Raw genomic sequence first — 25,177 nt, forward strand, 5'->3', positions numbered from 1 at the left:
TCTCGCTGACGAAGCGAGCACAGCGGGAGATGCGCAGCGCCAGGACCTGTTCGGGCGAAGCGCTCTGAACCGCTACTACTATGCCGCCTTCTTGGAGGTCCGGAGCCTGCTGCGTGCTGTGAATTCACGGTGGTCGGTGATGGGTCACGCCGACATGCCTGATCTGCTGACGGGGAAGTTCTTCGCCGTGTTCGCAAACCAGCTCGCGGCACAGGTTCGAGGGAACCAACTTGCGCCAGGCGACGCCTCGAAGACCCGGAGACAGGTACGCCAGGCGCTACAGGCATTGGCGGACCTCTTGCGGCAAGCGCGAGAAACGAGGCGAATCGCCGACTACGAGCCGGAGATCCGGATGGAGCTGCGTGGCGGTCAGCTGCGGCTCCGTGAGACCTCACTCGCCGCTGCGCGAGAATGGGAGAGGAGGGTGCAGTTTCTCGTGGGGACTGTGCGACGGGAGTATCGGCATGCAGCCATCATCAGCTAGCTTGAGAGCTCTGCGGGAGGCACTCGCGGTCGTTGGCCCAGTCGCGGAATCTGTTGAGCTTCGCCAAGTTGACGAAGACGGAACGCGGCTCGTCGCTTTGGTGCCTCAAGACCTCGTCGGGAGGCGCGCGTCAAGGCGCCGCATTTCTCATAGTCGCATGGAGAAGATCTCGGCGGAGGTTCGGCGGCGTACGGGAGCCCAAGTCGACTGGATAGTAGTCGGGAGAGGCGAACAAGATGAGACGAGGGTCGCGCTCGAGGCCACGCTGCGCCGCCGGTTTGGGGAGGAGATCGAGGCTGTGGCCCTGTCTGACTTGGACAGACCACCTGCCGTAGCATGGATCGAAGTTCGGCCGGCTGGCGGGACTCAGCGCCGAAGTGGGCTCATTCGAGATGTGGCTTCGCAATGTCTGGGCCTTCTTGGTCTTGACGGCGTGGAAGTGGTCGTGGGGAACCCTCAAGACCTCCCCGCGAGCGCAGTGGTTCTACGAGCTGTGAAGAAGACGGCACCTGCTAGCGGACGTGAAGTGGGCGTCGCTCTGCAGGATCTGGGCTTCGAAATCTCCGAAAAGTGGCTCAGGAGCCGCCTGGACACCCTCAGGCGGAAGGGTCTAATCGTCCGCCACGCGAACGGCGACTACTCGCTCACCGACGAGGGCGGCCGGCTTGTTCCGCACGGGGACTTTCGAGCGAGTTCCGACATTGAGAGGGTCCTTGCGCTGGCGAGGCGCCGATGGTAGACACTAGTCTGAATGGCGGCGGCTTTGCGCGCGGGCGTGCATCACGCCCAGCCGTTGCGCAGGTCAGCCACAGAAGGGCGCCGGCTCCTCGCCGGTCGCTCCTTCGGATCGCTCGACGAGGAGCCGGCGATCTCAATGAAAGCCTCCGGGCTTTGCTAATCCCGTGAAGCCGCCGCCATTTTTCGTCTCCTTCCGTACTGCTGCTGACTACCGCGCCGCGTTGGGCGATGGAGTCGCCGAGCTGTATTGGCCAGACATAGGCCACCTTGGCGAGCGACGGCTCCCTCCAGTTGTCTCAGTGCGCGCGCTTGCGTGTCTCTTCGGTGTGAGCAGCAAGTTCGTCGGTGCATTGCGGAGAAACCCGGAGCGCTACTACAGGTCATTTGTCATCAGGACTGGAAGGAAGAAGAGGCAGATCCACTCGCCGAAGGTGGGCTTGAAGGTGTTTCAGAAGTGGTTTGGGACCCACCTGGCGGCGGCACTCGAGTTTGATCCGTGGGTCTTCGGATTCGTGCCTGGGCGCTCGGCCCCAATGGCTGCTCGCGTGCACGCGCGAGCGAGGTGGATCTACTCGGTCGATCTCGCCGACTTCTTTCCGAGTGTCTCCAGAACTCGGGTTGTGGGAGCGCTTCAAGGCTTGGGGTACCCGGGTCATGGAGCGGAGCTGGCAGCGAGCCTCTGCTGTTACGGAGAGGGGCTTGCACAGGGGTCACCAGCTAGCCCGGTCCTTTCGAACCTCGTATTCAGAGAGCAGGACCAGCAACTGCACGAGCTCGCCAGGGAGTTCGGCGCTCGGCTCACCCGCTACGCCGACGACATCGTCTTCTCCGGACAGGCAGCCGTGCCAGCTGGGTTGCCCGATCGCGTCAAGGCCGTCGTGACAGCCGGCGGTTGGGACCTCAACGACGCGAAGGAAGAGTTGGCGGAGAGTCCCATTCGGCTCAAGGTCCATGGGCTGGTTGTGCACGGCGACCGGCCTCGGTTGACAAAGGGGTATCGCAATCGGATCCGAGCCCTTAGGCACCTCTCGGCCGTCGGAAAAGTCAGGTCGGAGGACGCCGCACGAGTAGCGGGTCACTTGCGCTACGCGGACTCGATTGACCGTCTGTCGGAGGAAGAGTGAGCGAGTTCCTTATCGCCGACTCCTTTGCCGACAGTCTCGGGAGGCTTGGCGGCGATTCGCAAAAGGCGGCAAAGACCGCCGCGTTTGACCTTCAACTCAACCCCGCGCACCCCGGCTTCCAGTTCCACCGGCTCGACAAGGCGAAGGACAAGAGCCTCTGGTCGGTGCGCGTCAATGCGGACCTGAGAATAATCGTTCACCGAAGCGAGGGCAGACTGCTGCTCTGCTACGTAGGGCACCACGACGACGCCTACCGGTGGGCGGAGTCGAGGAAGATCGAGCGGCATCCGACGACCGGGGCGGCGCAGCTAGTCGAGCTGCGCGAGAGCGTGCGCGAGGTGGTGCGCGAAGTCGTCGTTCCCAGGCTCGTTGAGGCCCCCAGTGAACCGGCTGCGCAGGTGCCGAAGCTGCCGCTCTTCCGCGACGTGCCGCGCGACGAGCTGCTGGCCTACGGCGTTCCCGCAGAATGGGTCGGCGAAGTTACCGAGGCGACGGAAGAGAGCCTCCTTCAGCTTGCGGAGCACCTGCCGGGGGAAGCAGCCGAAGCGCTGCTGGATCTGGCGACCGGGGGGCGGCCGGTGCGGCCGGTGCAGGCGCCGGCGGGGGCGGATCCGTTCGCGCATCCCGACGCGCAGCGGCGCTTTCGCCTCATGGCGAACGTCGAAGAGCTCGAACGGGCGCTCGAGTACCCGTGGGAGAAGTGGATGGTCTTCCTCCACCCCACCCAGCGCGAGATCGTCGAGAAGAGCTACGGCGGGCCGGCGCGAGTGGCCGGGTCTGCCGGGACCGGCAAGACGATCGTGGCGCTCCACCGCGCCGTGCACCTGGCGCGGAGCCGCCCGGAGGCGCGTGTCCTTCTCGCCACCTTCTCCGAGCCGCTCGCTGGCGCCCTCCACCTGCGCCTGCGGCGGCTGATCGGCAAGGAGACGCGGCTCGCCGAGCGGCTCGAAGTGCAGTCGTTGGGCGCCGTCGCCCGGCGGCTCTACGAGGCGAACTTCGGGGCGCCGCACCTGGCGGGCGCCGAGGAGATCCGCCGGTTCCTGCGCGAGGCCGCCGGCCGGATCGAGGGGCACCGCTTCCGCCCCGAGTTCCTCTTCGCCGAGTGGACGGCAGTCGTCGACGCCTGGCAGATCGAGAGCTGGGAGCAGTACCGCGACGTCCAGCGGCTCGGGCGCAAGACCCGCCTCGCCGAGACCCAGCGCTCGGTGCTCTGGTCGATCTTCTCGCTCGTCCGCGACCGGCTCGAAGCCGGGGGGCTCTCGACCGAGCCGGGGCTCTTCCGCCGGCTCGAACGGCACTTGGCGAAGGCGAAGCGGCCGCCGTTCGACTTCGCGGTGATCGACGAAGCCCAGGACCTCGGCGTCGCCGAGCTGCGCTTCCTCGCGGCGCTCGGGGGAGACCGTCCGGATTCCCTCTTCTTCGCCGGCGACCTCGGGCAGCGGATCTTCCAGACGCCGTTCTCCTGGCGCTCCCTCGGCGTCGACGTGCGCGGGCGCTCGCAGACGTTGCGGATCAACTACCGGACCTCGCATCAGATCCGCCGTCAGGCCGATCGGCTGCTGCCCGCTGAGCTCGCCGACGTCGACGGCAACACCGAAGAGCGGCGGCGGACCCTCTCCGCCTTCAACGGCCCCGAGCCGGCGGTCGAGCGGTTCGGCTCGGCAGCCGCGGAATCGGCCGCCATCGCCGCGTGGTTGCGCGCCCGCATCGGCGAGGGGTACGCCCCGCAGGAGATCGGGATCTTCGTCCGCTCCGAAGCCGAGCTCGAGCGCGCCGGCGCGGCGGTCCGGGCAGCGGGCCTTCGCCCCCTCGAGCTCGACCGCCAGCACGGCGGCCAGGCCAGTGGAGCGGCAGGCGCCGTCGCCGTCGGCACCATGCACCTCGCCAAGGGCCTTGAGTACCGCGCGGTGATCGTCGCCGCCTGCGACGACGAGGTGCTGCCGCTCCAGTCGCGGATTGAGAGCGTCACCGACGAGGCGGACCTCGAGGACGTCTACGACACCGAGCGGCACCTGCTCTACGTCGCCTGCACGCGGGCGCGGGACCGGCTGCTGGTGACCGGGGTCGAGCCGGGGTCGGAGTTCCTTGAGGACCTGCGAACTGGACCGACAGCCTGAGGATCGGCGAGAGGCCGAGACCTGGAGGGTGGAGAGTGAACGAGGTCCCGGATCGAGAGGCGTTCAATCGCTCTCATCGCGCCTTTCTGCGGTGGGCCGAGGAGAAGAGCGGAGGCGAGACCTTCAGGAGCTTCGACCATCCGTACTTCGTGCGTGACGAGGTCGCCTACAAGCATCTGGCCTATGCCGACGGTGCGAAGGCCTTGCATCTCGATCGCTGGAAGGCCTGGCGTCGATCCCCCGGGAAGATCCTCGGGGCGGTGAAGGCTGCCTGCGAGCAACGCGTCAGCCGGAACCTGCTAGAGCAGCAGCGGCACGGACCAAAGAGCTGCTCTCACTCGCCCCTGTTCCTTGCGACTACAACCCAAGCCGTAGCCGGCCTCGAGGAGGCGCTCTTCGAGTATCTGCTCGGAGGCGACTCCTCGGCCGCGTCGTTCGGCCCACGGTTCGACGCTTTCGCGTCTTACCTGAAGGCGCACCGGCTGGGCTGCAAGTGGCCTTTCCTGGCTTACCTGGCCTTCTTGTTGGAGCCGCGGAGCTTCATGCCGGTTCGGCCGGAGCGCTTCGATGCCCTGCTCACGCATTACGGCCTGTCGACAAGGCTGGCCTCCAACATCTCCTGGAAGGCCTACGAGGAGCTCTTGCGCGTCACCGACTTCCTGCGCAACGAGCTTTCGATCTATGGAACGCCGAGCCTCATCGAGATCCAGTCCTACATGTGGGTGGTCGCGAACCTGGTCAATGCAGGCCTTGCGCCCGACGACGAGGGCACCGCGATCGACTTCGCAGCCACCCTGAAGGCGCGACAGTGCCGGGCCGACGAGCGGGAGAGGATCGGCCTAGCGGGAGAGCTGTTCGTGTTCGAGGAGCTCAGGCGGCGCCTACTGGCGGGGAATCGACCTGACCTTGCAGAAGCGACCAAGCTGGTGGCCGACGACTCGGCCGCACTCGGCTACGACATCCGCAGCTTCGACGACTTGGGGCGCGAGATTCACGTCGAGGTCAAGTCGACCACACGCGGGCGAGAGCAGGACTACGGGTTCTTCATCTCGGAGAATGAGATCCGGTGCGCCAAGAACGATCCTGCGTGGCGCCTCTTCAGGGTTTGGTCGGTCGACAAGAGCCCGACTCTCGAAGACCTTGGGAACCCGATCACCTCGGCGCCCGACGGCTGGCGCATCGAAGCGTCGACCTGGCATGTCAGCCCCGATTCCCATGTCGCTTGGCGGTCGTAGTCCCGCTCCTCGCCGGCAGCCGCCCCGAGATATAGCGATTTATTGCCGAAAACGGCTATAAATGGCTATAGGCGGCTAGAACTTGCTATAAACGAGGCCATGGACCCGATCCAGAATCCCTTCTCCCCCGGTGCCGGATCTCCCCCTCCCGAACTCGTCGGGCGGGATCCGGTCTTGGAACAGGCGAGGATACTCCTCGGCCGGGTGAAACTCCGGCGGCCCGAGAAGAGCCTGCTGCTCACGGGGCTGCGGGGGGTCGGAAAGACCGTTCTCCTCAACGAGATCAAGCGTCTGGCGGCTCAGCAGGAGTACCGCACAGTCTCCATCGAAGCCCTCGAAGAGAAGCCACTGGCCGAGCTCTTGGTGCCTTACCTCAAGAACCTCCTCTTCGAGCTGGACCGCGCCGCCGGGGCGGGCGGCAAGGTCAAGCGGGGCCTCGCCGTCCTGCGGAGCTTCATTGGCGCGATCCGAGTCACGGTCAGCGACGTGACCTTCGGGCTCGACATCGAACCGGAGGCGGGAGCCGCCGACAGCGGAGACCTCGAGATCGACCTTCCCAACCTCCTCGTGGCTATCGCAGAAGCGGCCGAGGACAAGAAGACCGGGGTGGCGCTCTTCATCGACGAGATCCAGTACTTCAGTCAGAAGGAGCTGGGAGCGCTGATCATGGCGCTCCACCGGATCCAGCAGGGCCAGCTTCCATTCGTCCTGTTCGGAGCGGGGCTGCCGATCCTGCCCGGACTCGCCGGCGAAGCGAAGTCATACGCTGAACGGCGCTTCAGCTTCCCAGACATCGGTGCACTGTCTCGAGAGGATGCTGCCAAGGCCATCAAGGAACCCGCGCTGGCCGCCGGGGTGGTCGTCGAGCCGGCTGCCTTGGAGGAGATCTTCAGGCTCACTCAGGGCTACCCGTACTTCCTGCAGGAGTGGGGCTACCAGTCCTGGAATCGGGCGCCCTCCTCGCCGATTACCCTGCAGATCGTTCATGACGCGACAGCCATCGTGCTTCCGCGCCTCGACGAGAACTTCTTCCGTGTCCGATTCGATCGGCTGACGCCCGGGGAGAAGACCTTCCTGCGGGCGATGGCGGAGCTCGGCGCCGGCCCCTACCGCACCGCGGAGATCGCCGACGCGTTGCGCGTGAAGCTGACGAGCCTCGGACCGGTGCGCGCCAATCTCATCCGGAAGGGCATGGTCTACAGCCCGGCCCATGGCGAAATGGCATTCACCGTCCCGCTGTTCGACGAGTTCATGCGCCGGGCCATCCCGGAATTCCAGCCAAGGTCTGCCTCGGCTTCCGAGAAGGGCTCGGCCTGAGCCGGTTGTCCCGAGCTGGGGAGTCTTCCGAGCCGGTGAAGTCCCCGTCTGAGCCAACGCTCCTTGCGGACGTTGGGTGCAATGCCCGGCGCGTCCTCTCCGGTCCGCAACCCCGGCACTGAAGCCGTCGTATCCTCGTTGCAGAGGGGAACATGACAGCGAATCCGGCGGTCGGCGGCGCACCGCGCGACGGGCGGGAGCTCGGCGCCGAGGAGAAGTGTGCGCTGCTGCTCGAGATCTCGCGGCGCAGCCGGGGGACGCTCGATCTGACCGAGACGCTCGACACGCTGCTCGGAGCGGTGGGGTCCGTGGTGGACTACGACGCGGCCGGGATCTTCGCGCTCGCCGAGGATCTCTACCCGGGGCGGGAGCGGCCGCCGGGGGTGATCGCCGGGGTGGCGCGCCGCGGCTTCGAGATCCGGCCCGTCGCCGACGACGCGATGCTCAGCTCCGGGCGGGGGATCGTCGGGCATGCCATCCGCACCGGTCAGAGCGTGCTCGTACCGGATGTCAGCCGGGATCCCCGCTACGTCGTCGGAAGGAACGAGACGCGCTCGGAGCTCGCGGTGCCGGTCGTCGTCGACGGCCGCACGATCGCCGCCCTCAACGTCGAGAGCGATCGCCTCGACGCCTTCGACGCGCGCGATGTCGGGCTGCTCGAGTTCTTCGCCGAGGCGGCGGCGATGGCGATCGAGAAGGCGATGCTCCACCGCCACCTGCTCGACCGCGAGCACCTCGAGACGCAGCTCCGCATCGCCCGCGACGTGCAGACCGGCCTGTTGCCGGCGGCAGCGCCGGTGCTGCCGGGCTACGACCTCGCCGGCGTCTGTCTGCCGAGCCTCGAGCTCGGCGGCGACTACTTCGACTTCCTGCCACTTCCCGACGGTCGGCTCGGCCTGGTGATCGCCGATGTCGCCGGCAAGGGCGTGCCGGCGGCTCTGGTCATGGCGACCTTCCGCGCGCTGCTGCGCTCGCGCCACGATCTGGGGACCAGGGTCGATGCCACGGTGACGGAGGTCGGCCGGCTGTTGCGCGAGTCGGCGGCGCCGCGCCAGTTCGTCACCTGCATCTACGCCCTGCTCGAACCGGCGAGCGGCCGGCTGACCTACGCGAGCTGCGGCCACCCGCTCGCGGTGCTCGAGCGCGCCGATGGCAGGCTCGAGGAGCTGCCGAACTGCGGACCGGCGCTCGGCGTCTTCGGCGACGCCGGGCATGTCGAGCGTGAGACGACGCTCGCTCCCGGCGACCGGTTGGTGCTCTTCACCGACGGGTTGCTCGAGGCGGCGAACCCGGCGGGCGAGGAGCTCGGCTCCGGCCGGCTGATGGCGGCGCTCGCCGGCTCGCGCGGCCTTTCGGCCGCGGCGCTGGTCGACGAGCTGGTAGCCCAGGTGCGCGCTTTCACCGCCTCGCCCCATCTCGCCGACGACCTGACGCTGCTCGTCCTGCGGCGTTCGGTCGCACAGGAGTAGGCTGCCCCCGGGGGTTGCGGGTTCGGCCGCGGCTTCGTGCGGTGACTCCGGGCAGCGTGCCGGGGCCGCGCTCTCTCCCGTCGACCGTTTCAGGCACCGGCTTCACACCCGTCCTCACGCTCGAGGTTCCGCCCCGTGATCGCAGACGTTCCGTCGCAAGAGGATCGAAGCGCCCCGTATCGGCAGTCGGTCGACGAGGTGGCGAAGGCGCTCGGTACCGACGCCCAGCGCGGCCTGAGCGACGCGGAGGCCGCGGCGCGTCTCCTGCGCTTCGGTCGCAACGAGCTGGCGACGGTGAAGCCCGTCGCCGCCTGGCGGCGGTTCGCCGCCCAGTTCCGGGACGTGCTGGTCCTGCTGCTGCTGGCGGCCACGGCGATCTCGGCGGTGCTTTGGGCGCTGGAGCGCGACACGACGCTGCCCTACGAGTCGTTCGCCATCCTCGCGGTGGTGCTGCTCAACGCCACCCTCGGCTTCGTGCTCGAGTCGCGGGCGGAGGCGGCGGTGGCGGCGCTCAAGGCGATGTCCGCGGCCGAGGCCACGGCGATCCGCGCTGGCGAGCGCCGCCGCGTGCCGGCCGCCGAGCTCGTCCCCGGCGACCTCGTGCTAATCGAGGAGGGCGACACCCTCGCCGCCGATGCGCGGCTCGTCGAGGTGACCGGGTTGCAGACCGGCGAAGCGGCGTTGACCGGCGAGAGCCAGCCGGTCGACAAGGAGACGGCGCCGATCGCCGCCGAGGCCGCCCTCGGCGACCGCGTCAACATGATCTGGAGCGGCACCGCCGTCACCTACGGGCACGGCAAGGCGCTGGTCACGGCGACCGGGATGCGGACCGAGATGGGGCGCATCGCCGTCCTGCTCGGCGAGACGCGCGCCACGTCGACGCCGCTGCAGCGCGAGCTCGACCGCCTCGGAAGACGACTCGGGCTCGCCGTGCTGGTGATCGCGGCGGTGATGATCGCCACCATCGTCGTCGTCGACCAGGTGCGCAGCGCCGCGGCGTTCCTCGACGCCCTGATCCTCGGCGTGGCGCTCGCCGTCGCCGCGGTGCCGGAGGGGCTGCCGGCGGTGGTCACCGCCGTGCTCGCCCTCGGCGTACAGCGCCTGGCGAAGCGCCGGGCGATCGTCCGCCATCTCGCTGCGGTCGAGACGCTGGGCTCGGCGAGCGTCATCGCCTCCGACAAGACCGGCACCTTGACCCGCAACGAGATGACCGTGCGGATGCTGGTCACCGCGAGCGGGCGCGTGGCGTTCGGCGGCTCCGGCTACGGACCCGAGGGGGACGTGACGCGCGAGGACGGCGGGCCGCTCGACGGGGCGTTGCGCCTGGAGCTCGAGCGTGCCTTGACCGCCGCCGATCGCGCCAACAACGCCGCGATCGTCGAGCGCGACGGCCGCTCGAGCGCGCAGGGCGATCCGACCGAGGCGGCGCTGCTCGCCGCCGCACGCAAGGCCGGGCTCGCCCCCTCGGCCCTCGCCGCGCGGCTGCCGCGCGTCGGGGAGGTGCCGTTCTCCTCCGAACGCAAGTTGATGAGCACCATCCACCGCGATGCCGAAAGCGACCGGCGCCTGGTCGTCTTCACCAAGGGCGCTCCCGGCGTGGTGCTCGAACGCTGCGCCGCCGAGCTCGTCGGTGCCGAGGTGCGGCCGCTCACGCCGGAGCGCCGGGCGGCGATCCTGCGGACCAACGACGCGCTCGCCGACGCGGCGCTGCGCACGCTCGGGATCGCGACCCGCTGGCTGACGGACGAGATGCTCCCGGCCGGCGGCCAGGTGAGCGAGCAGGCGGAGCGCGACCTCGTCTTCCTCGGGCTCGTCGGCATGATTGACCCGCCGCGCGCCGAGGCGAAGGAGGCGGTGGCGCGCGCCCGCGGGGCGGGGATCCGGCCGCTGATGATCACCGGCGATCATCCGCGGACGGCGGTGGTCATCGCCCGCGAGCTCGGCATCTCCGACGACGGTCGGGTGGTCACCGGTGCCGAGCTCGAACGGATGGACGACGAAGCGCTGAGACTGGCGGTCGACGCGACGGCGGTCTATGCCCGGGTCAACCCCGCGCACAAGCTGCGGCTCGTCCAGGCGCTGCAGCACGGCGGCGCGATCGTCGCGATGACCGGCGACGGGGTCAACGACGCTCCGGCGCTGAAGATGGCCGATATCGGCGTGGCGATGGGGATCACCGGCACTGACGTCTCGAAGGAGGCGGCCGACCTGGTGCTCGCCGACGACAACTTCGCCACGCTGGTCGCCGCCGTGGAGGAGGGGCGGGCGGTCTTCGCCAACATCCGCCGGTTCCTGCGCTTCCTGCTCTCGTCGAACATCGGCGAGGTGCTGACGATGTTCTTCGGCGTGCTGCTGGCTCACCGTCTCGGTCTGCCTGCCAAGGAGGGCGCCGTCGTCCTGCCGCTCCTGGCGACGCAACTGCTGTGGATCAACCTGGTGACCGACGGCGCGCCGGCCTTGGCGCTCGGTGTGGATCCGCCGGACGAGGACCTGATGATCCGGTCGGCGCGCCCCGCCGGCGAGAGGACGATCACCCCACGGATGTGGCGCGGCATCGGCCTCGTCGGCCTCGCGATGGCGGCCGGCACGCTCTTCGTGCTCGACGCCGCGCTGCCCGGCGGGATGGTGGAGGGGAACGGCGACCTGCCGTTCGCGCAGACGATGGCCTTCACCACCCTCATGCTCTTCCAGCTCTTCAACGTCCTCAATGCGCGCTCGGACGAGCGGAGCGCCTTCTCGCGTCTCTTCACCAACCGCTGGCTCTGGGCCTCGCTCGTCCTGTCCCTCGCCCTGCAGGGGATCGTGCTCGAGGTCCCCGCCCTGCAGCGCGCCTTCGGGACGGTCTCGCTCGGGGTCGGAGACTGGCTGCGCTGTCTCGCCGTGGCGAGCAGCGTCCTCTGGTTGCGCGAGGCGCAGAAGGTGGTTCTGCGGCTCGCCGACCGCCGGAGGGCGAGCGCCTCCGGGCGTCCGACCTGAGCGGGTGTGGGCCGCGCCGGCCGGAGCCCCTTGCCGCACTGCGGTGCTAGAGTCCCTCTTCGCAGTTCCTTATGGAGGAGAGCCCATGGAAACCACGTCGTTCAGGCGTTCGTTCGGAGGGATGACACTCGCCCTGGCGGTGGCCGTCGGCGGTGCAGCCTGGGGGCAGACCCCTGCCGCCCCGGCGACGCCGACCCCGCCGCCGGCCGAAGCGAAGGCGGACTCGCCCGAGCAGATGCCGGTGGTCCTCGACGAGATCGTCGTCACCGCGCAGAAGCGCGAGGAGAACATCCAGGAGGTGCCGCTGTCGATCACCACGCTCGACAGCGAGCAGATGCAACTGCTTTCGGCCGGCGGCGGCGACGTCAAGGTGCTGTCGGGCCGCGTTCCCAGCCTGCTGCTCGAGTCGTCGTTCGGTCGCGCCTTCCCGCGCTTCTACATCCGCGGCCTGGGCAACACCGACTTCGACCTCAACGCCTCGCAGCCGGTCTCGATGATCGTCGACGAGGTGGTGCTCGAAAACCCGGTGGTCAAGGGGATGCCGCTTTTCGACATCGACCACACCGAGGTCCTGCGCGGACCGCAGGGGACGCTCTTCGGCCGCAACACGCCGGCCGGCGTCGTCAAGTTCGACACCGTCAAGCCGAGCCAGGAGCGTGAGGGCTTCCTGCGCGCCTCCTACGGCAGCTACGACAACGTCGACGTCCAGGCGGCCTATGGCGGCGCCCTCACGCCGACGCTCTCGGCGCGCCTCTCGGTGCTCTACCAGTCGCAGTCCGACTGGGTCGACAACGGCTTCACCGGCAAGAAGGACGCCCTCGGCGGCTTCGACACCCAGGCGCTGCGCCTGCAGTTCCTGTGGCAGCCGAACGACCGCTTCGACGCCCTGCTCAACCTGCACGGTTGGTCGCTCGACGGTACGGCCCGCATCTTCCGCGCCAACATCCTCAAGGCGGGAAGCAACGACCTCGCGGACGGCTTCCGCCAGGACAAGGTCTACCAGGACGGCCGCAACGAGCAGACGATCGACTCGATGGGCGGTGCGCTCAAGCTCAACTACGACCTCGGCTTCGCCAAGCTGACCTCGGTGACCGGCTACGAGACGATCAGCGACATGTACAGTCGCGGCGACATCGACGGCGGCTACGGCGCCGTCTTCGCCCCGCCGTCGGGCCCCGGGCTGATCCCGTTCCCCTCCGAGAGCGCCGACGGCATTCCGAGCCTCGATCAGGTCACCGAGGAGCTGCGGCTGGCGAGCGACACCGGCGGCGTCTTCGACTGGCTGTTCGGTGCCTTCTACTTCAACGAGAAGCTCGACGTCGACAGCTTCAGCTACGACACGCTCGCCGGCGGCGTGCAGAACGGCTACGCCAAGCAGCACCAGGAGTCCGACTCCTGGGCGCTCTTCGGCTCGTTCGACTTCCGCCCCACCGACCGCTGGAGCTTCAAGGCCGGTCTGCGCTACACGACCGACAAGAAGGACTTCACCGCCGAGCGCCCGCAGCCGCTCTTCCAGCCGCCGCTGGTGCGCCCGATCCACGTCGAGACCGACGCCGACCTGCTGACCTGGGATCTGTCCGGCAGCTACAAGGCAAGCGACACGCTCAACTTCTACGGTCGTGTCGGCACGGGATTCCGCGCCCCGTCGATCCAGGGGCGCATCATGTTCTGCGCCGACTTCGAAGGCGGCGTCAACCCGGCGACCAACTGCGTTTCGATCGCCAACGAAGAGAAGATCTTCTCCACCGAGCTCGGCCTGAAGAGCGAGCTGCTCGACCGCAAGCTGCGGCTGAACCTCGCCATCTACGACTACAAGGTCGACGGCCAGCAGCTCGTCGCGGTGGGCGGGCGCTACAACACCGCGACGCTGCTCAACGCCGACCAGACCGACGGCTACGGGTTCGAGGCCAACCTCGACTTCGCGCCGAGCCCGATGTGGCTGATCACCCTCGGCACGAGCTACAACAAGACGAAGATCGACGACCCCAGCCTGCTCGTCGCGCCGTGCGGCGGCGGCTGCACGGTGACCGACCCGATCGTCGGCGGTCTGGCGCGCATCGACGGCAATGCGCTGCCGCACGCGCCGGAGTGGATCTTCGACGGCATCATCGACTTCCGCAAGCCGGTCGGCTCGGGCCTGCTGAGCGCCAGCGTCGACTGGGCGTACCACAGCGAGAAGAACTTCTTCCTCTACGAGTCGAAGGAGTTCAAGGCCGACTCGTTCGAGCTCGGAGCGCGCGTCGGCTACACCTTCGCCGAGGCCCGCTACGAAGTGGCGCTCTTCGCGCGCAACCTCACCGACGAAGTCGTCGTGCAGAACGGCATCGACTTCAACAACCTGACCGGAATGACCAACGACCCGCGTCTCGTCGGGCTCGAATTCGTCGTCCACTTCTGAGTCGCACCGCCGGGCGGCCGACGGTCGCCCGATGCGCTGCGCTCTCGGCAGATTCCTCGCGGCCCCGGTTCGTCCGGGGCCGTTTGCTTTTTCCTGCCGAGTGACGCTCGCGCCTCAACCCGAGCGGACACGCTGCGACGCCAGCCGTTCGAGGCAGCGCTGCGCCATCTTGCGGATGCTCGTCGGCCGACAGCCGAGTCGTCGTGCGATCTCGGAGGGGTCGAGCTCGAGCTGGTAGCGCAGGCGCAACAGCGTGCGGCAGGGCTCCGGCATCCGCTCGAGGAGCAGCTCGAGATCGTGCTCGCGCTCGCGCTGGGCCGGGTCCGCGGTGCGTTCATCGGCGAACTGCTCGAGCTGCGACGAGTCGACGGCCACCGTGCGCTCGCGTCGCCGGCTGCGCAGGTGGTGACGGCAGAGATTGCCGAGCACGACGGGCAGCCACAGCTCGGGGTTGCGCACCTCGTCGCCCTTCTTGATCAGCAGGAGAAAGGCGTCCTGCAGGAGATCCTCGGCGTCCTCCGGCGGGATCCGGAACCTCGTCAACACCTTCAGACACGACAGGCGCGATCGGGAGATCGTCTCCTCGATCGGGCTCGGGGCGTCGATCACACGAAGAGGAAGCGAGCTCATGGTGCCCCGCAGGCGGAGAAGCCGAGTGGGACTCGAATTGAGGTGTTGACCCTCGGGAATCGTAGCGGATGCAGCACGTCATGTCACGGCACGAGGGTCGACGGGATCTATATCTGGGAAGCGACACCTCAGGAGCATCGTGACCTCGACCGATCGCGAGGCCTTGGAGGGATCGTCGACTCAGGCGGGGGAACCGGATCGATCAAGGAGGGAAGGCACGATGAGCCAGGACGAAACCTTCGGACTGAGCGTCGCGACGCGCGAGATCGTCGCGACGATCGTCGAACGGCGGCCGAGACCGCGGTCACAAACCGGATCGACCGCGGTGTTGTTCTACGACAGCGCGGCGCTCGACTTCGGCTTTGCCTGGGAGGCGGCCGACCAGGCCAACCGCTGGCTCTTCCCGATCCAGAGCGAAGGACCGACCTTCGTCTATTACGTCTGCCTTCGCCTCCAGCAGCTGGGATACCAGATCGGCCAGGTGCTCTTCGCCACCGCGGGCCAGGGCGCTCTCTTCTACGCCACGCTGGCGAGCGCCCTTCCCAACTCCGCCGGCGTCGTCGGCCTGCTGCCGGGCGACACCCAGGTCCACGATTTCGGCGGCACGCTCTCGTCTTTCGCTCCCGGTGCCACCGTCACGCTGATCTGCAGCTCGACGGCGGCCGACAACACCTTCGAGGGCACCGTCTACAAGGGGACGGACCTCGTCGGGCCGCTCGCGGCCTACATGAACGGCAAGGTGGTGGCGACGGATCAGGCGGTGGTCTGGAATACCAACGGCACGGCCTCGACCCCCGGCAACATCTGGCTCGGCGATCCGCAGAGCGGCAGCGCGTCGATCCTCTGTCCCGCCCCAGGCGGCGGCACGTCCCAGAACTTCCCCCTCACGACCAGCCCGATCTGCGGCTGAAGGAGAACCCATGCCCCGTGCCATCGCCAAGATCGCGACGTTGATCGACATCTCCGGCAGCATGGAGCAGTACGGTTATCTGACGCCGGCCAAGGCCGACGCGGACACCTTCGTCAACATGTTCCAGCCGGGCGACCGGTTTGCCGTCATCTCGTTCAGCAACAACGCTTACCGAACCTATCCGACCACCGCGAATCTCGAGGTCTTCAATCCGCCGACGGCGGCCGCCGCCTCCGCAGCGATTCAGGCGTTGCGGTCGATCAACATGACGAACATCGGCGAGGCCATCGCCTTCGGCAACAACCTCCTGGTTCCGGAGAGCGAGCCGCGCGGTCAAGTGCTTCTTTCCGACGGCATCTGGAACCAGGGGCCCGATCCGCTGAGCGTGCTGAACAAGAGCATCCGCATCTACACGATCGCCCTCGGCAACAACGGTCAGCTCGACCTGCTGCGCAAGATCTCGCAAGAGACGGGCGGGTTCTACTCGTTCACGCCCGATGCCATCGGCCTCGCCAGTATCTACTTCGACATCCTCGAGTACGCCCGTGTCGGCCAGGTCGTCTACAACACGCTGCGCAAGGGGATGACCAACCAGCAGCACTTCAACGCCGTGGTCAAGCTCTCGGCGGGGTTGGACAGTGCCTCGATCTCGGTCAATTGGGCCGATCCGACGGTGACCTTCGCCTCGGGGACGCCGGGCAACAACCAGATCGGGGTCACCGTCCGCGATCCGGACTTCAAGATCGTCCCGATCCAGCCCACCTACCGCAACTACGGTTTCGTCGTCTATACGCTGCTCAATCCCAAGCCCGGGAACTGGTACTTCGACACCGTCTTCGTCGGCAACAAGACGGTGAACGTGACGGCCGGCGCGATCGATCCGGACCAGCTGGCGGTGCTGTCACTCGAAGGCCCCCGGGGCATCGTGCCGGCGGGCGAGAGCTTCAAGGTCCGGACGAGACTCTCCTTCGAGGGCAATCCGGTGGGCGGCGGCGGCCTCGGGGCAAGCGCCGAAGTGCCGTCCGTGTCGATGCGGGAGGCACTGGCCCGCCACGCGAGCGAACTCGCCGCGATGCGCGACCTCCCCGACGGCCCCTGCACTCCGGAGAGCAAGCTGACGCGCCTGCGCGAGCAGCGGATGCCCGGCGTCGACCTGCTGCCGCGCCACGTCGTCCGGCCGACCGTGCGCGAGACCGCGGCGGGAGAGCACGAGCTCACGTTCCAGACCGACAAGCCGGGTGAGTACGTCGTCCGCGTCGAGGCCGTGGCACCCCATCCGCGCGGAGGCGAGTTGATGCGCACCCGCCACCTCACCATCTCCGTCGGTTGACCTGCGCCGCGAAGGAACCTCGAGATGAAGAAGACCGCCACTTCGGGACCGGACCGCCAGACCCAGCAGCAGAAGATCGTGCTGATCGTCGACCGCACCGAGCTGATGCCCTTGGCCGAGGCCCAGCCGGCGCTCGGGGCCTTCCTCAACCTGCTTCAACTCGGTGACCAGTTCGCCGTGCTCGGCTACCGCGGATTGGTGTCGCGCATCTTTCCCAAGCTCGGCCTCGCGACCTATGACGAACGGCAGGTGCTCGACGACGCCACGAATGCCCTGATCGCCACGAGCGCGGGAGGCACCGCCTCGAATCTGCGCGCAGCGCTGCGCGCCGGTGCACGGTTGTTGGCCAAGAAGCCCACGCCGAAGTCGATGGTCCTGGTCGCCGCCAGCCCGTGGAATCGCGGCGGCGACCCACTCGAGGATCTTCCCGACGTGCCGGTCGAGACGATCGCGCTGGGAGACCACGGACAACAGGAGACCCTGCGCGCCATCGCCGCCGGGACCGGCGGGGAGTACAACTTCGCCGTCGACCCGGCCGCGTTGCTCAACATCCTCCTCGATCTCGTCGAGTCGATGGGGATCGCCCAGATCCTCGGCGTCGGTTCGCGCACGGTCGGCAACCACCAGTCGTACTCGCTCGTCGGCCGAGTGAGCGCCGGCACCCCGATGGCGACGTTCCTGGTCTTCTGGGGGGATCCAGCGATCACCTATGGGTCAGGCAGCGGCCCTCGCTGGGTGACGGCCGACCTGCTCGATCCCGACGGCAAGCCGGTGACGAGATCACCCGATTGGGCGAGCGACGGCTTCGCCGTGTTCTCCATTCCCGATCCTGCGGCGGGTAGCTGGACCCTCGGCGCGACCTTCGTCGGACCGGGCAACTGTCGATTCACCAACGCCGTGCTCGCCTGACCTGCCGCTCACCCGCCCCGGGGGACCCAGCCATGACACTGCGCCTGCTTCGGTCGTTGTCCCTCCTCTGCCTGACGATCTCCCTGCTCGGTGCCCGCTCGCCGGCGGCCGATGCGACGAGGGCACACGCCGCCCCGGTGCCTGCGGAGCCCGTGGGCACCATCGACGGCGTCTTCAGCGTCGACGGCAACGGTGCAGCCACCTACCAGATCGACCTCGAGCTGCCGCCGGGGACGGCCGGGCTGACCCCCGAATTGGCGTTGACCTACAACAGCCAGCGCGACAACGGCACGATCGGCATGGGCTGGGCGTTGAACGGCATCGAGAGCATCGCCCGCTGCAACGCCAACCAGGTGCCGAACGGCTACACCTCGGCGGTCAGCTTCAGCTATCGCGATCGCTTCTGTCTGGCCGGCACGCCGCTGCTTGCGGTGTCCGGCGAGTACGGCTTCGACGGCACGGAATACCGCATGATGCGAGACACCTGGACGCGCGTCGTCTCGCACGGCAGCTGCGGTCAGGGGCCCTGCTGGTTCTCGGCCCAGAACAAGGACGGCGCCGAGCTTCGCTTCGGATTCACGACCGGGACGACCGGGTCGCGGATTCTGGCGACCGGGCGCAGCGACGGCGCGGTGCGGGTCTGGAGTCAGGATCGCTACACCGACCTCAACGGCAACGCTGCGGCCATCACCTACGCGAACAACCCGCTGTTCGGCGAGTACTACCCGACGCGGATCGACTACAGCGGCAACGAGAGAACCGGTCTGGTCCCGCAGCGTGCCGTCGTGTTCGGCTACGAATCGCGCAGCGACCGCATCACCGGCTACAGCGGTGGCAGCCCGTGGCAGATCCTGGTCCGTCTGGCGAGCGTCGAGACCTACGTCGACTCCGTCCTCGTCAAGCACTACGCGCTGGGCTACGACACCAGCGCGGTGACGCAACGGAGTCGGCTCTCGTCGCTCCTCGACTGCACGACCGCGACACCGACGACGGCGACCTGTCTGCCGGCCACCGTCTTCGAGCAATCGAGCCCGGCCAACGGGTTCTCCTCGGGCTCTTCGACCAACACCGGCCAGAGCACCTCGGCGCTGCTCGGCCTCCTGCCGATGGATGTCAACGGCGACGGCAAGACCGACTTCGTCAGTGCCGCCAAGAGCTCGGCGAAGCTCGCGTTGACGACCTATCTCTCGACCGGCCGCAGTCTCGGCGCGGGGTCGACGCAGAACACCGGCACCGATGCGGGGAATCTCGGACTGCTCGCCATGGACGTCAACGGTGACCGCCAGGGCGACGTCGTCATGCCGGTCGACCAGGGCGGCGCATTGAGTCTCTACGCCTATCTGTCGAACGGCACCGGCTTCGGGACGAGTGTCCAGACCGCGACAGGTCGCTCGGCGAAAGCGCTGGCCTACCTCCCGCTCGACGTCGATGCTGACGGACGAGAGGATGTGGTCCAGTTGATCGAGCAGTCGGGCAAGGTCGGCTTCGTCGTCTTCGCCTCGACGGGCACGGGGACGTTCAGCCCGGCGGTCACCAGCAGCACGACCTTCTCGACAGAGAACCTCGGGTTCTTCCCGCTCGACGTCAACGGCGACGGACGGGTGGACGTGGTCCAGGGCCAGCGCTCCGGCGGTTCGGTGCAGTTCGTCTACTACCTGTCGGACGGCCGTGCCTTCGAGGGCGGTGTGTCGGTCGCCACCGGGCGAAACCCGACCAAGCTCGAGATCGAGCCGGCGGACGTCAACGGGGACAGCCTGGGCGATCTGCTGCTGATCTCCCTCGACGGCTCGAGCGTCGAGGTCGCACCGTATCTGTCGACCGGGACGACCTTCAGGAACGTCCGTCCGACGACCCTGGCGGGCGGCGACGACAACCTCGGCGTGTGGAGCGCGACGCTCAACGGCGACGACCGCGCCGATCTCGTGCAGCTCTGGAAGGTGGGCGGCAAGGTGCGCTTCCTGCCGTACTACGGCAACGGCGAGAGCTTCACCGCCGGTCCTGCCTTCGACAGCTCCCTGGCGACGGAGTCGTTGGGCCTCAAGCTCCTCGACCTCGACGGCGACGGCAAGCAGGACGCCCTCGACCCGCAGGACGCGAGCGGGCGGCTGAAGCTCTCTCTGGTGCTCAACACGGTCGGTCAGCCCGATCTGCTGACTCGCGTCGTCAACGGACTCGGTGGAGAGGTCCTGGTGACGCATCGGCCGATGACCGATGCGTCGATCTACTCCAAGGGCCGGAACGCGGCCTATCCGGTCGTCGATCTCCAGACGTCGATGCCGCTCGTCTCGGCGTATACCAACACCGACGGTCGAGGAGGGCGGTACTCCTTCTCCTACCACTACGACCAGGGCCGCGTCGGCTACACCGGGATCGGTTGGCTGGGATTCCGTGCCGTCAAGATGACGCAGGACTCGAATGCCCGATTCTCCGAGGTGCTCTACGGACAGGACTGGCCCGGGAACGGTCTCGTGGCCCGCAACGGCATCTACAACCAGAACGGCGTCGCCCTCGGCACCACCGATCTCACCTATCGGGACGTCGCCACGAACGCCTTGCAGGCCAAGGGCATCCACCAGTTCGTGCGGGCCGGGGAGAAGTACTCGGCCTACGCCGACAGCCATGGTGGCGCGCGGCTCTACACGCTCGAGAAGGTCTACGAGTACGACGCCTTCGGCAACGTCAGCCTGATCTCGGACCTCGGCCAACCCGGCGTCACGACGACCAGTCGATTCAACTGCTTCCGCTACGACAACGACGTCGCCGCGTGGCGGCTCGGCTACGTGACCCAGGAGCTTCTGGCCAAGACGGAGAGTCGCTGCCGCTCCTTCCTCGCCAGCCCGAACCCCACCTGGGATCCGGCCTCCGACGCCAGTTGGTCGAAGAAGAGCTACGACGAGCGCCGCAACGTCACCTCGTCGGCGACCTGGGACGACTCGAACGACGTCTGGGTGACGTCGACCTCGACCTACGACGATTACGGCAACGTGCTGACGACGACCGATCCGGCGGGGAAGACCACGACCTACGAGTTCGACGCGACCTACCACACGTTTCTCGCCCGCATGACCTCGCCGCCGAACGAGGCCGGGGTGTCCTTGGTCGACACCTTCGAGTACGAGCCCGCGTTCGGCCATCAGATCCAGAACGTCGACCCGAACGGCAATCTGTTTTCGTGGAAGGTCGACACCCTCGGACGGGTGGTCGACGAGCTCGGACCGGAGCCGGGCGGGTCACCGACCCAGCCGGTGCGGTTGCGCCACACCTCCTTCGGCCGCGATGCGCTCGGCGCCTACACGACGGTCTCGTCGAAGCCGAGCTGGAACGCGAGCGACGACGTCGCCACCTGGTTCTGGGAGAAGACCTACACCGACGGCCTGGAGCGCGAATGGCGGACCGAGACGCGCGGCGACGACGCCGCAAACTCGCGCGTCGAGGAGATCCGCTTCAACGCCGAGGGGCAGGTCAGTCACACGTCGCTGCCGTACTTCGCCAGCGAGGCGCCGAGCTTCATCGTCACGGCCTATGACGTCTACAACCGCCCGGTGACCATCACCCAACCGGACGGGACCGTGCAGAAGATCGACTTCAGTCAGCTCGGCGCCCTCAAGGTCTACACCACGGACGCCTTCGGCACCGCCGACGCGCGCACCGAGATCGACCAGTTCGACGCCTTCGGTCAGCTCACCAGTCAGACCTTCCCGAACGGCGAGATGTACCGCTACCAGTACAACACCCTGGGCGAGCTGGTGCAGATCGACACGCTGCCCGATCGTCGTCAGGTGGTGTTTACCTACGACTCGCTCGGTCGGTTGCGGTCGACCCGCAGCGTCGACACGGGGACGACCAGCTACCACTGGAACGGCGTCAACCAGATGACCGGATCGACCGACGCCGACGGCAACACCGTCGCCTACGCCTACGACGATCTCGGTCGCGCGACGACGGTGACCGGCACCACGACGGCGGGCACCAACGTGCTGCGCCTGACTTATGACGGTGCGACAGCGAACGGCCGGGGCAACGTCACCCGCGCCGAGCTCTCCCATCCCGTCCTCGGCGGGTATTCGTACGAGATCGGCTACGACCCGTACAAGCAGACGCGTGCCGTGGCGGTCGCGCTCGGGGGACGAAGCTGGTCCTACGGCATGGACTACACGCCTCTGGGGCAGGTGGTGGGCGAGGTCTACCCGGACGGCGCGAAGCTTTCGGTGAGCTACCGGCCCGACGCTTCCCCCTCGACCCTCGACCTCGCGGTCGGCGGCGCGCCGGCAGAGACCTACGTCACCTACGGTGGGTACGACGCGAATGGCGTGCCGCTTCGCACGACGTACAAGAACGGTGTCGAGACGACCCGCACCTTCTACCCGAATGCCGTCGCCACCGGCAAGCTCGAGTCCATCACCGCCAAGCGCGGATCGGCCACGCTCTTCGCCAATCGGTACACCTGGAATCGACTCGACTTCGTGACCCAGGTCGAGGACCTGGCACGGAGCCGGGGCAACGAGACCTACACCTACGATGCCGCCAAGCTGGGCTTTCTCACCACGGCGCAGGGTCCCTACGGCAGCGAGTCCTACGGCTACGACAAGGTCGGCAATCGGACGAACCACAACGGCGTCGCCTACAGTTACCCGACCGGCAGCGACCGACTCTCCTCCTACGGGCCGGGAACCGCCCTCACCTGGAACCAGAACGGGACGCTGAAGTCGCTGACCAATCCGACGGGCGCCTTCACCTTCACCTACAACGCCGGTGGCCAGGTCGTCGGCATCACCAAGGACGGGGCGGGGGCGCCGGGAGTGGTGGCCTACGACTTCGCCGGCAATCGGATCTTCTACCGTCCGATCGGCTCGACCGAGCAGTTCTTCGCCGTGTCTTCGGACTTCGAGGTCGCCGACTACGGTGGCGGCAAGGTGATCGCCACGAAGTACATCGACGGCCAGTTCGGCCGCGCGGTCGCCATCACGACGCCGTCGACCGCGGCGCCCGCCGAGCATCGTCACGCCATGGCGGCCCGCCTCTACGAAGGTGGGCACGGATGGCGGGCGGCGGTGCTCGCTTCGGGCCACGGCATCCTCGCGCGGTTGTCGTCACCCCAGGTCGTGGCGGCGTCGAAGGTCGGACTCCTGTGGCTTCTCACCGGCATCGCCGTGGCGGCATCCATCGCGGTCGTGCGTCGGCGAAGCGACCGCGACGCCACCCTCTGCGTCCGACGACAGCCGGCGATGGCCGCCCTCGCCCCGTTGTTGGCGGCGGTGGTCCTGCTGGCGACGGCGATTCCGGCCGACGCGGCACTCACCCCGGGCGCCAACGGCCCGGGCAACCCGACCGAGGGAACGCTCTACTTCGTTCAGGACTTGGTGCAGAGCACGGTCGCGGTGACCGATGCGGCGGGTCAAGCGAGCGCCACCGTGGGTTATCTGCCGTTCGGCGGCGTGGATCCGTCCGCGAGCCAGGGCGTGGACAACTTCCGTCCGAAGTTCACCGACAAGAGCTTCGACGACGACTCCAAGCTCTATTTTTTCGGCCAGCGCTACTACGACCCCGAGGTCGGGCGATTCACCACACCGGACCCCGCGGCGCAGTACCTCAACCCATACGTGCTCGCTGCGGACAACCCGATCAGCCAGATGGACCCGACCGGTGAGTTCGCGTTCCTGGCGGTGATCATCATCGGAGCGGTGATCGGCGCCTACATGGGTGCCGCAGCGGTCAACCACGACTACAACCCGGCCAACTGGGACTGGAAGAGCGGGAAGACCTACGCCGGCCTTCTGGGGGGCGCGATCATCGGTGCGGTCGGTGGCGCGCTCGTCGAGGTGGCGGCGACCGCCGGGGTGGCGGCCGGAATCGCCGGGGCAATCCTCGTCGGGGCGGGCGAGAACGCGGCGTTCACCGCCATGGGGGGTGGCAGCGCCAAGGAGATCCTCATCTCGGCCGCCGAAGGCGCGGCGTTCGGGTTCCTCTTCGGCGGCGCCGGGGCGGCTGCCGGGCGCCTGTTGCGCGGCGCCGGGAGAGCGGCGGAGGGGGCTTCGGGGGCGAGTCGGGCGGCGCGGGCCGGAGCGGAGCTGGTCACCGAAGGCGGAGAGGCCGCCGAGTCGGCGGTGGCGCGCGGCCTGCGCTCGACCTGTTCGAGCTTCCTGCCGGGAGAGACGGTGCTCACCGCCGACGGCAACGCGAAACCGATTCAGAAGGTCGCCGTGGGGGACCGCGTGCTCGGTGTCGAGGGCGGAGAGGGCACGAGCCGTCCCTATTCCGTGGCGGCAACGCTCGAGGGCGAGGCGACGACCCTGACCCGGGTCACCACCGCGTCGGGAGAGGTGATCGACGCGACGGCGAATCATCCCTTCCGGGTTCACGGCATGGGGTGGATTGCGGCCCAGGATCTCCACGCCGACCTCTCGCTGGTGAATCTCGCGGGAGAGCCGGTGCCGCTGCGGTCGGTCGAGACCCGCACGCTGCCCGTTCCGCAGGCGGTCTTCAATCTGTCGATCGACGGTGCCGAGAACTACTTCGTCTCGGCCGACCACGTCCTGGTCAAGAACGTCCACGGCCTCTGTCTCGCGGCCAAGGGGACGAAGCGGCCGGGCTTCCGCAAGTCGGTCAAGGACCTGGTGTTCAAGCGCCAGACGATCAAGGGCGCCGTCCAGAGTGGAGTCAGCAAGCAGCGATTCGCGCGCTCGACGAAGATCGCCGTCGGCACCAAGGGGCGCAAGGTCAGCATCTGGCAGCTCGACCATGCCAAGGCCCCCTATCGCGATCTGCTCTGGGCGGCCGGGAAGTCGAAGAAGGTGGTCACCTGGAAGAATATGATCGAGATCAGCAACTACGCTCCGAACCTGCGCTACCTGACCATGGCCGAAAACGTGTCTCATGCATTCGAGCCGACGACGGCCGCGGGCCGCAAGGCGGCGACGCAGATCCTCAAGGCGCTGGGATACTGGTGACGACCGCGAGCGACCGCGTCAGGACCTATCTCGAGCGGATTCTCGGGCCGGTGGTGAGCGTCACCACCGGCCGGGATCTCGTGGGCAGTCAAACGGCACCCTGCTCGATCGCCACCTTCGCCGACCAACCGGTCGAGGGGGCCTTCACCCTAGTCACGTTGGGACTTTCGGACTCGCCGCTGATCGGCCCGGAGGGCGAGCTGGTGCGCCAGGAGCTCCTGCTCTGCGGTTGGAATGCCGACCTCGACGACCGCCTCTACGGCCTGCTCTTCAGTGTCGCCACGGGGATCCGCGACGAGGGCGAGACCGCCAATCCAGGGGCCGTCCTCGAGCTCGATGGGCCGCTCTCCGAGCTGGGTGACCTGCGGCACGTCTTCCTCTACCCTCCGACCTACCACCGTGACGAGGTGGCGACGATCCCGGCGCCCGGCGATGGCGACTCGCACGGGGAGATCGAGGTCCTCTGGCTCCTGCCTGTCAACGCGGCGGAAGTGGACTTGATCGAGGAGCGGGGTCCGGAGGCCTTCGAGACACATCTGCTGGAAGCCGACCCGGATCTGCTGGACCTCCGGCGCGACTGACGCCGGCTGCTC

Annotated in this window: 14 protein-coding genes; 13 read left to right on the forward strand and 1 reads right to left on the reverse strand. The window is 67.9% G+C overall.

What is annotated here, in order from left to right; genetic code table 11:
* Positions 1-641: 641 nt before the first annotated feature.
* The 8 genes from IPJ17_09260 (at position 642) to IPJ17_09295 (ending at position 13,858) form a co-directional block, all read left to right on the forward strand.
* The gene (locus IPJ17_09260; protein QQR75739.1) at positions 642-1,223 is read left to right on the forward strand and encodes a hypothetical protein; all 582 of its coding nucleotides are present in this window, start codon (positions 642-644) and stop codon (positions 1,221-1,223) included.
* Between the two features lie 163 nt (positions 1,224-1,386).
* Positions 1,387-2,346 carry an RNA-directed DNA polymerase gene (locus IPJ17_09265; GenBank protein ID QQR75740.1) on the forward strand — a complete coding sequence of 320 codons (960 nt, stop codon included), beginning with the start codon at positions 1,387-1,389 and terminating at the stop codon, positions 2,344-2,346.
* Positions 2,343-4,463 (forward strand): UvrD-helicase domain-containing protein, encoded by a 2,121-nt coding sequence (locus tag IPJ17_09270; protein QQR75741.1) that lies wholly within the window; start codon positions 2,343-2,345, stop codon positions 4,461-4,463. Before IPJ17_09265 ends, IPJ17_09270 begins: the two co-directional genes overlap by 4 nt.
* Positions 4,464-4,612: 149 nt before the next feature.
* Positions 4,613-5,698, forward strand: coding sequence for a DUF3883 domain-containing protein (locus tag IPJ17_09275; GenBank protein ID QQR75742.1), 1,086 nt, complete (start codon positions 4,613-4,615; stop codon positions 5,696-5,698).
* A 99-nt stretch (positions 5,699-5,797) separates the two neighbouring features.
* Complete coding sequence (locus IPJ17_09280) at positions 5,798-7,015, forward strand: ATP-binding protein (GenBank protein ID QQR75743.1); 1,218 nt, start codon at positions 5,798-5,800, stop codon at positions 7,013-7,015.
* A 152-nt stretch (positions 7,016-7,167) separates the two neighbouring features.
* Positions 7,168-8,484: a SpoIIE family protein phosphatase gene (locus IPJ17_09285; GenBank protein ID QQR75744.1), complete on the forward strand. Its 1,317-nt coding sequence runs from the start codon at positions 7,168-7,170 to the stop codon at positions 8,482-8,484.
* Positions 8,485-8,622: 138 nt separating this feature from the next.
* Positions 8,623-11,460, forward strand: a complete 2,838-nt coding sequence (locus IPJ17_09290; GenBank protein QQR76133.1) for a cation-translocating P-type ATPase — start codon at positions 8,623-8,625, stop codon at positions 11,458-11,460.
* 85 nt (positions 11,461-11,545) lie between these two features.
* Positions 11,546-13,858: a TonB-dependent receptor gene (locus tag IPJ17_09295; GenBank protein QQR75745.1), complete on the forward strand. Its 2,313-nt coding sequence runs from the start codon at positions 11,546-11,548 to the stop codon at positions 13,856-13,858.
* Positions 13,859-13,972: 114 nt separating this feature from the next.
* Here IPJ17_09295 and IPJ17_09300 read toward each other — a convergent pair whose 3' ends face one another.
* On the reverse strand, positions 13,973-14,488 hold the full coding sequence (locus IPJ17_09300; GenBank protein QQR75746.1) for a sigma-70 family RNA polymerase sigma factor: 516 nt from the start codon (positions 14,486-14,488) through the stop codon (positions 13,973-13,975).
* A 220-nt stretch (positions 14,489-14,708) separates the two neighbouring features.
* Between IPJ17_09300 and IPJ17_09305 the strand changes: the two genes are divergently transcribed.
* From IPJ17_09305 to IPJ17_09325, 5 genes are read left to right on the forward strand one after another with little or no spacing between them, the layout of a single operon-like run.
* The gene (locus IPJ17_09305; protein ID QQR75747.1) at positions 14,709-15,398 is read left to right on the forward strand and encodes a hypothetical protein; all 690 of its coding nucleotides are present in this window, start codon (positions 14,709-14,711) and stop codon (positions 15,396-15,398) included.
* Positions 15,399-15,408: 10 nt separating this feature from the next.
* Positions 15,409-16,728: a VWA domain-containing protein gene (locus IPJ17_09310; GenBank protein QQR75748.1), complete on the forward strand. Its 1,320-nt coding sequence runs from the start codon at positions 15,409-15,411 to the stop codon at positions 16,726-16,728.
* 24 nt (positions 16,729-16,752) lie between these two features.
* Complete coding sequence (locus tag IPJ17_09315; GenBank protein ID QQR75749.1) at positions 16,753-17,637, forward strand: VWA domain-containing protein; 885 nt, start codon at positions 16,753-16,755, stop codon at positions 17,635-17,637.
* 32 nt (positions 17,638-17,669) lie between these two features.
* Positions 17,670-24,584: a VCBS repeat-containing protein gene (locus tag IPJ17_09320; GenBank protein ID QQR75750.1), complete on the forward strand. Its 6,915-nt coding sequence runs from the start codon at positions 17,670-17,672 to the stop codon at positions 24,582-24,584.
* Positions 24,581-25,165 (forward strand): suppressor of fused domain protein, encoded by a 585-nt coding sequence (locus IPJ17_09325; GenBank protein ID QQR75751.1) that lies wholly within the window; start codon positions 24,581-24,583, stop codon positions 25,163-25,165. Before IPJ17_09320 ends, IPJ17_09325 begins: the two co-directional genes overlap by 4 nt.
* Positions 25,166-25,177 lie beyond the last annotated feature (12 nt).

The sequence above is a fragment of the Holophagales bacterium genome (genome assembly GCA_016699405.1).
Lineage (GTDB): Bacteria > Acidobacteriota > Thermoanaerobaculia > Multivoradales > JAGPDF01 > JAAYLR01.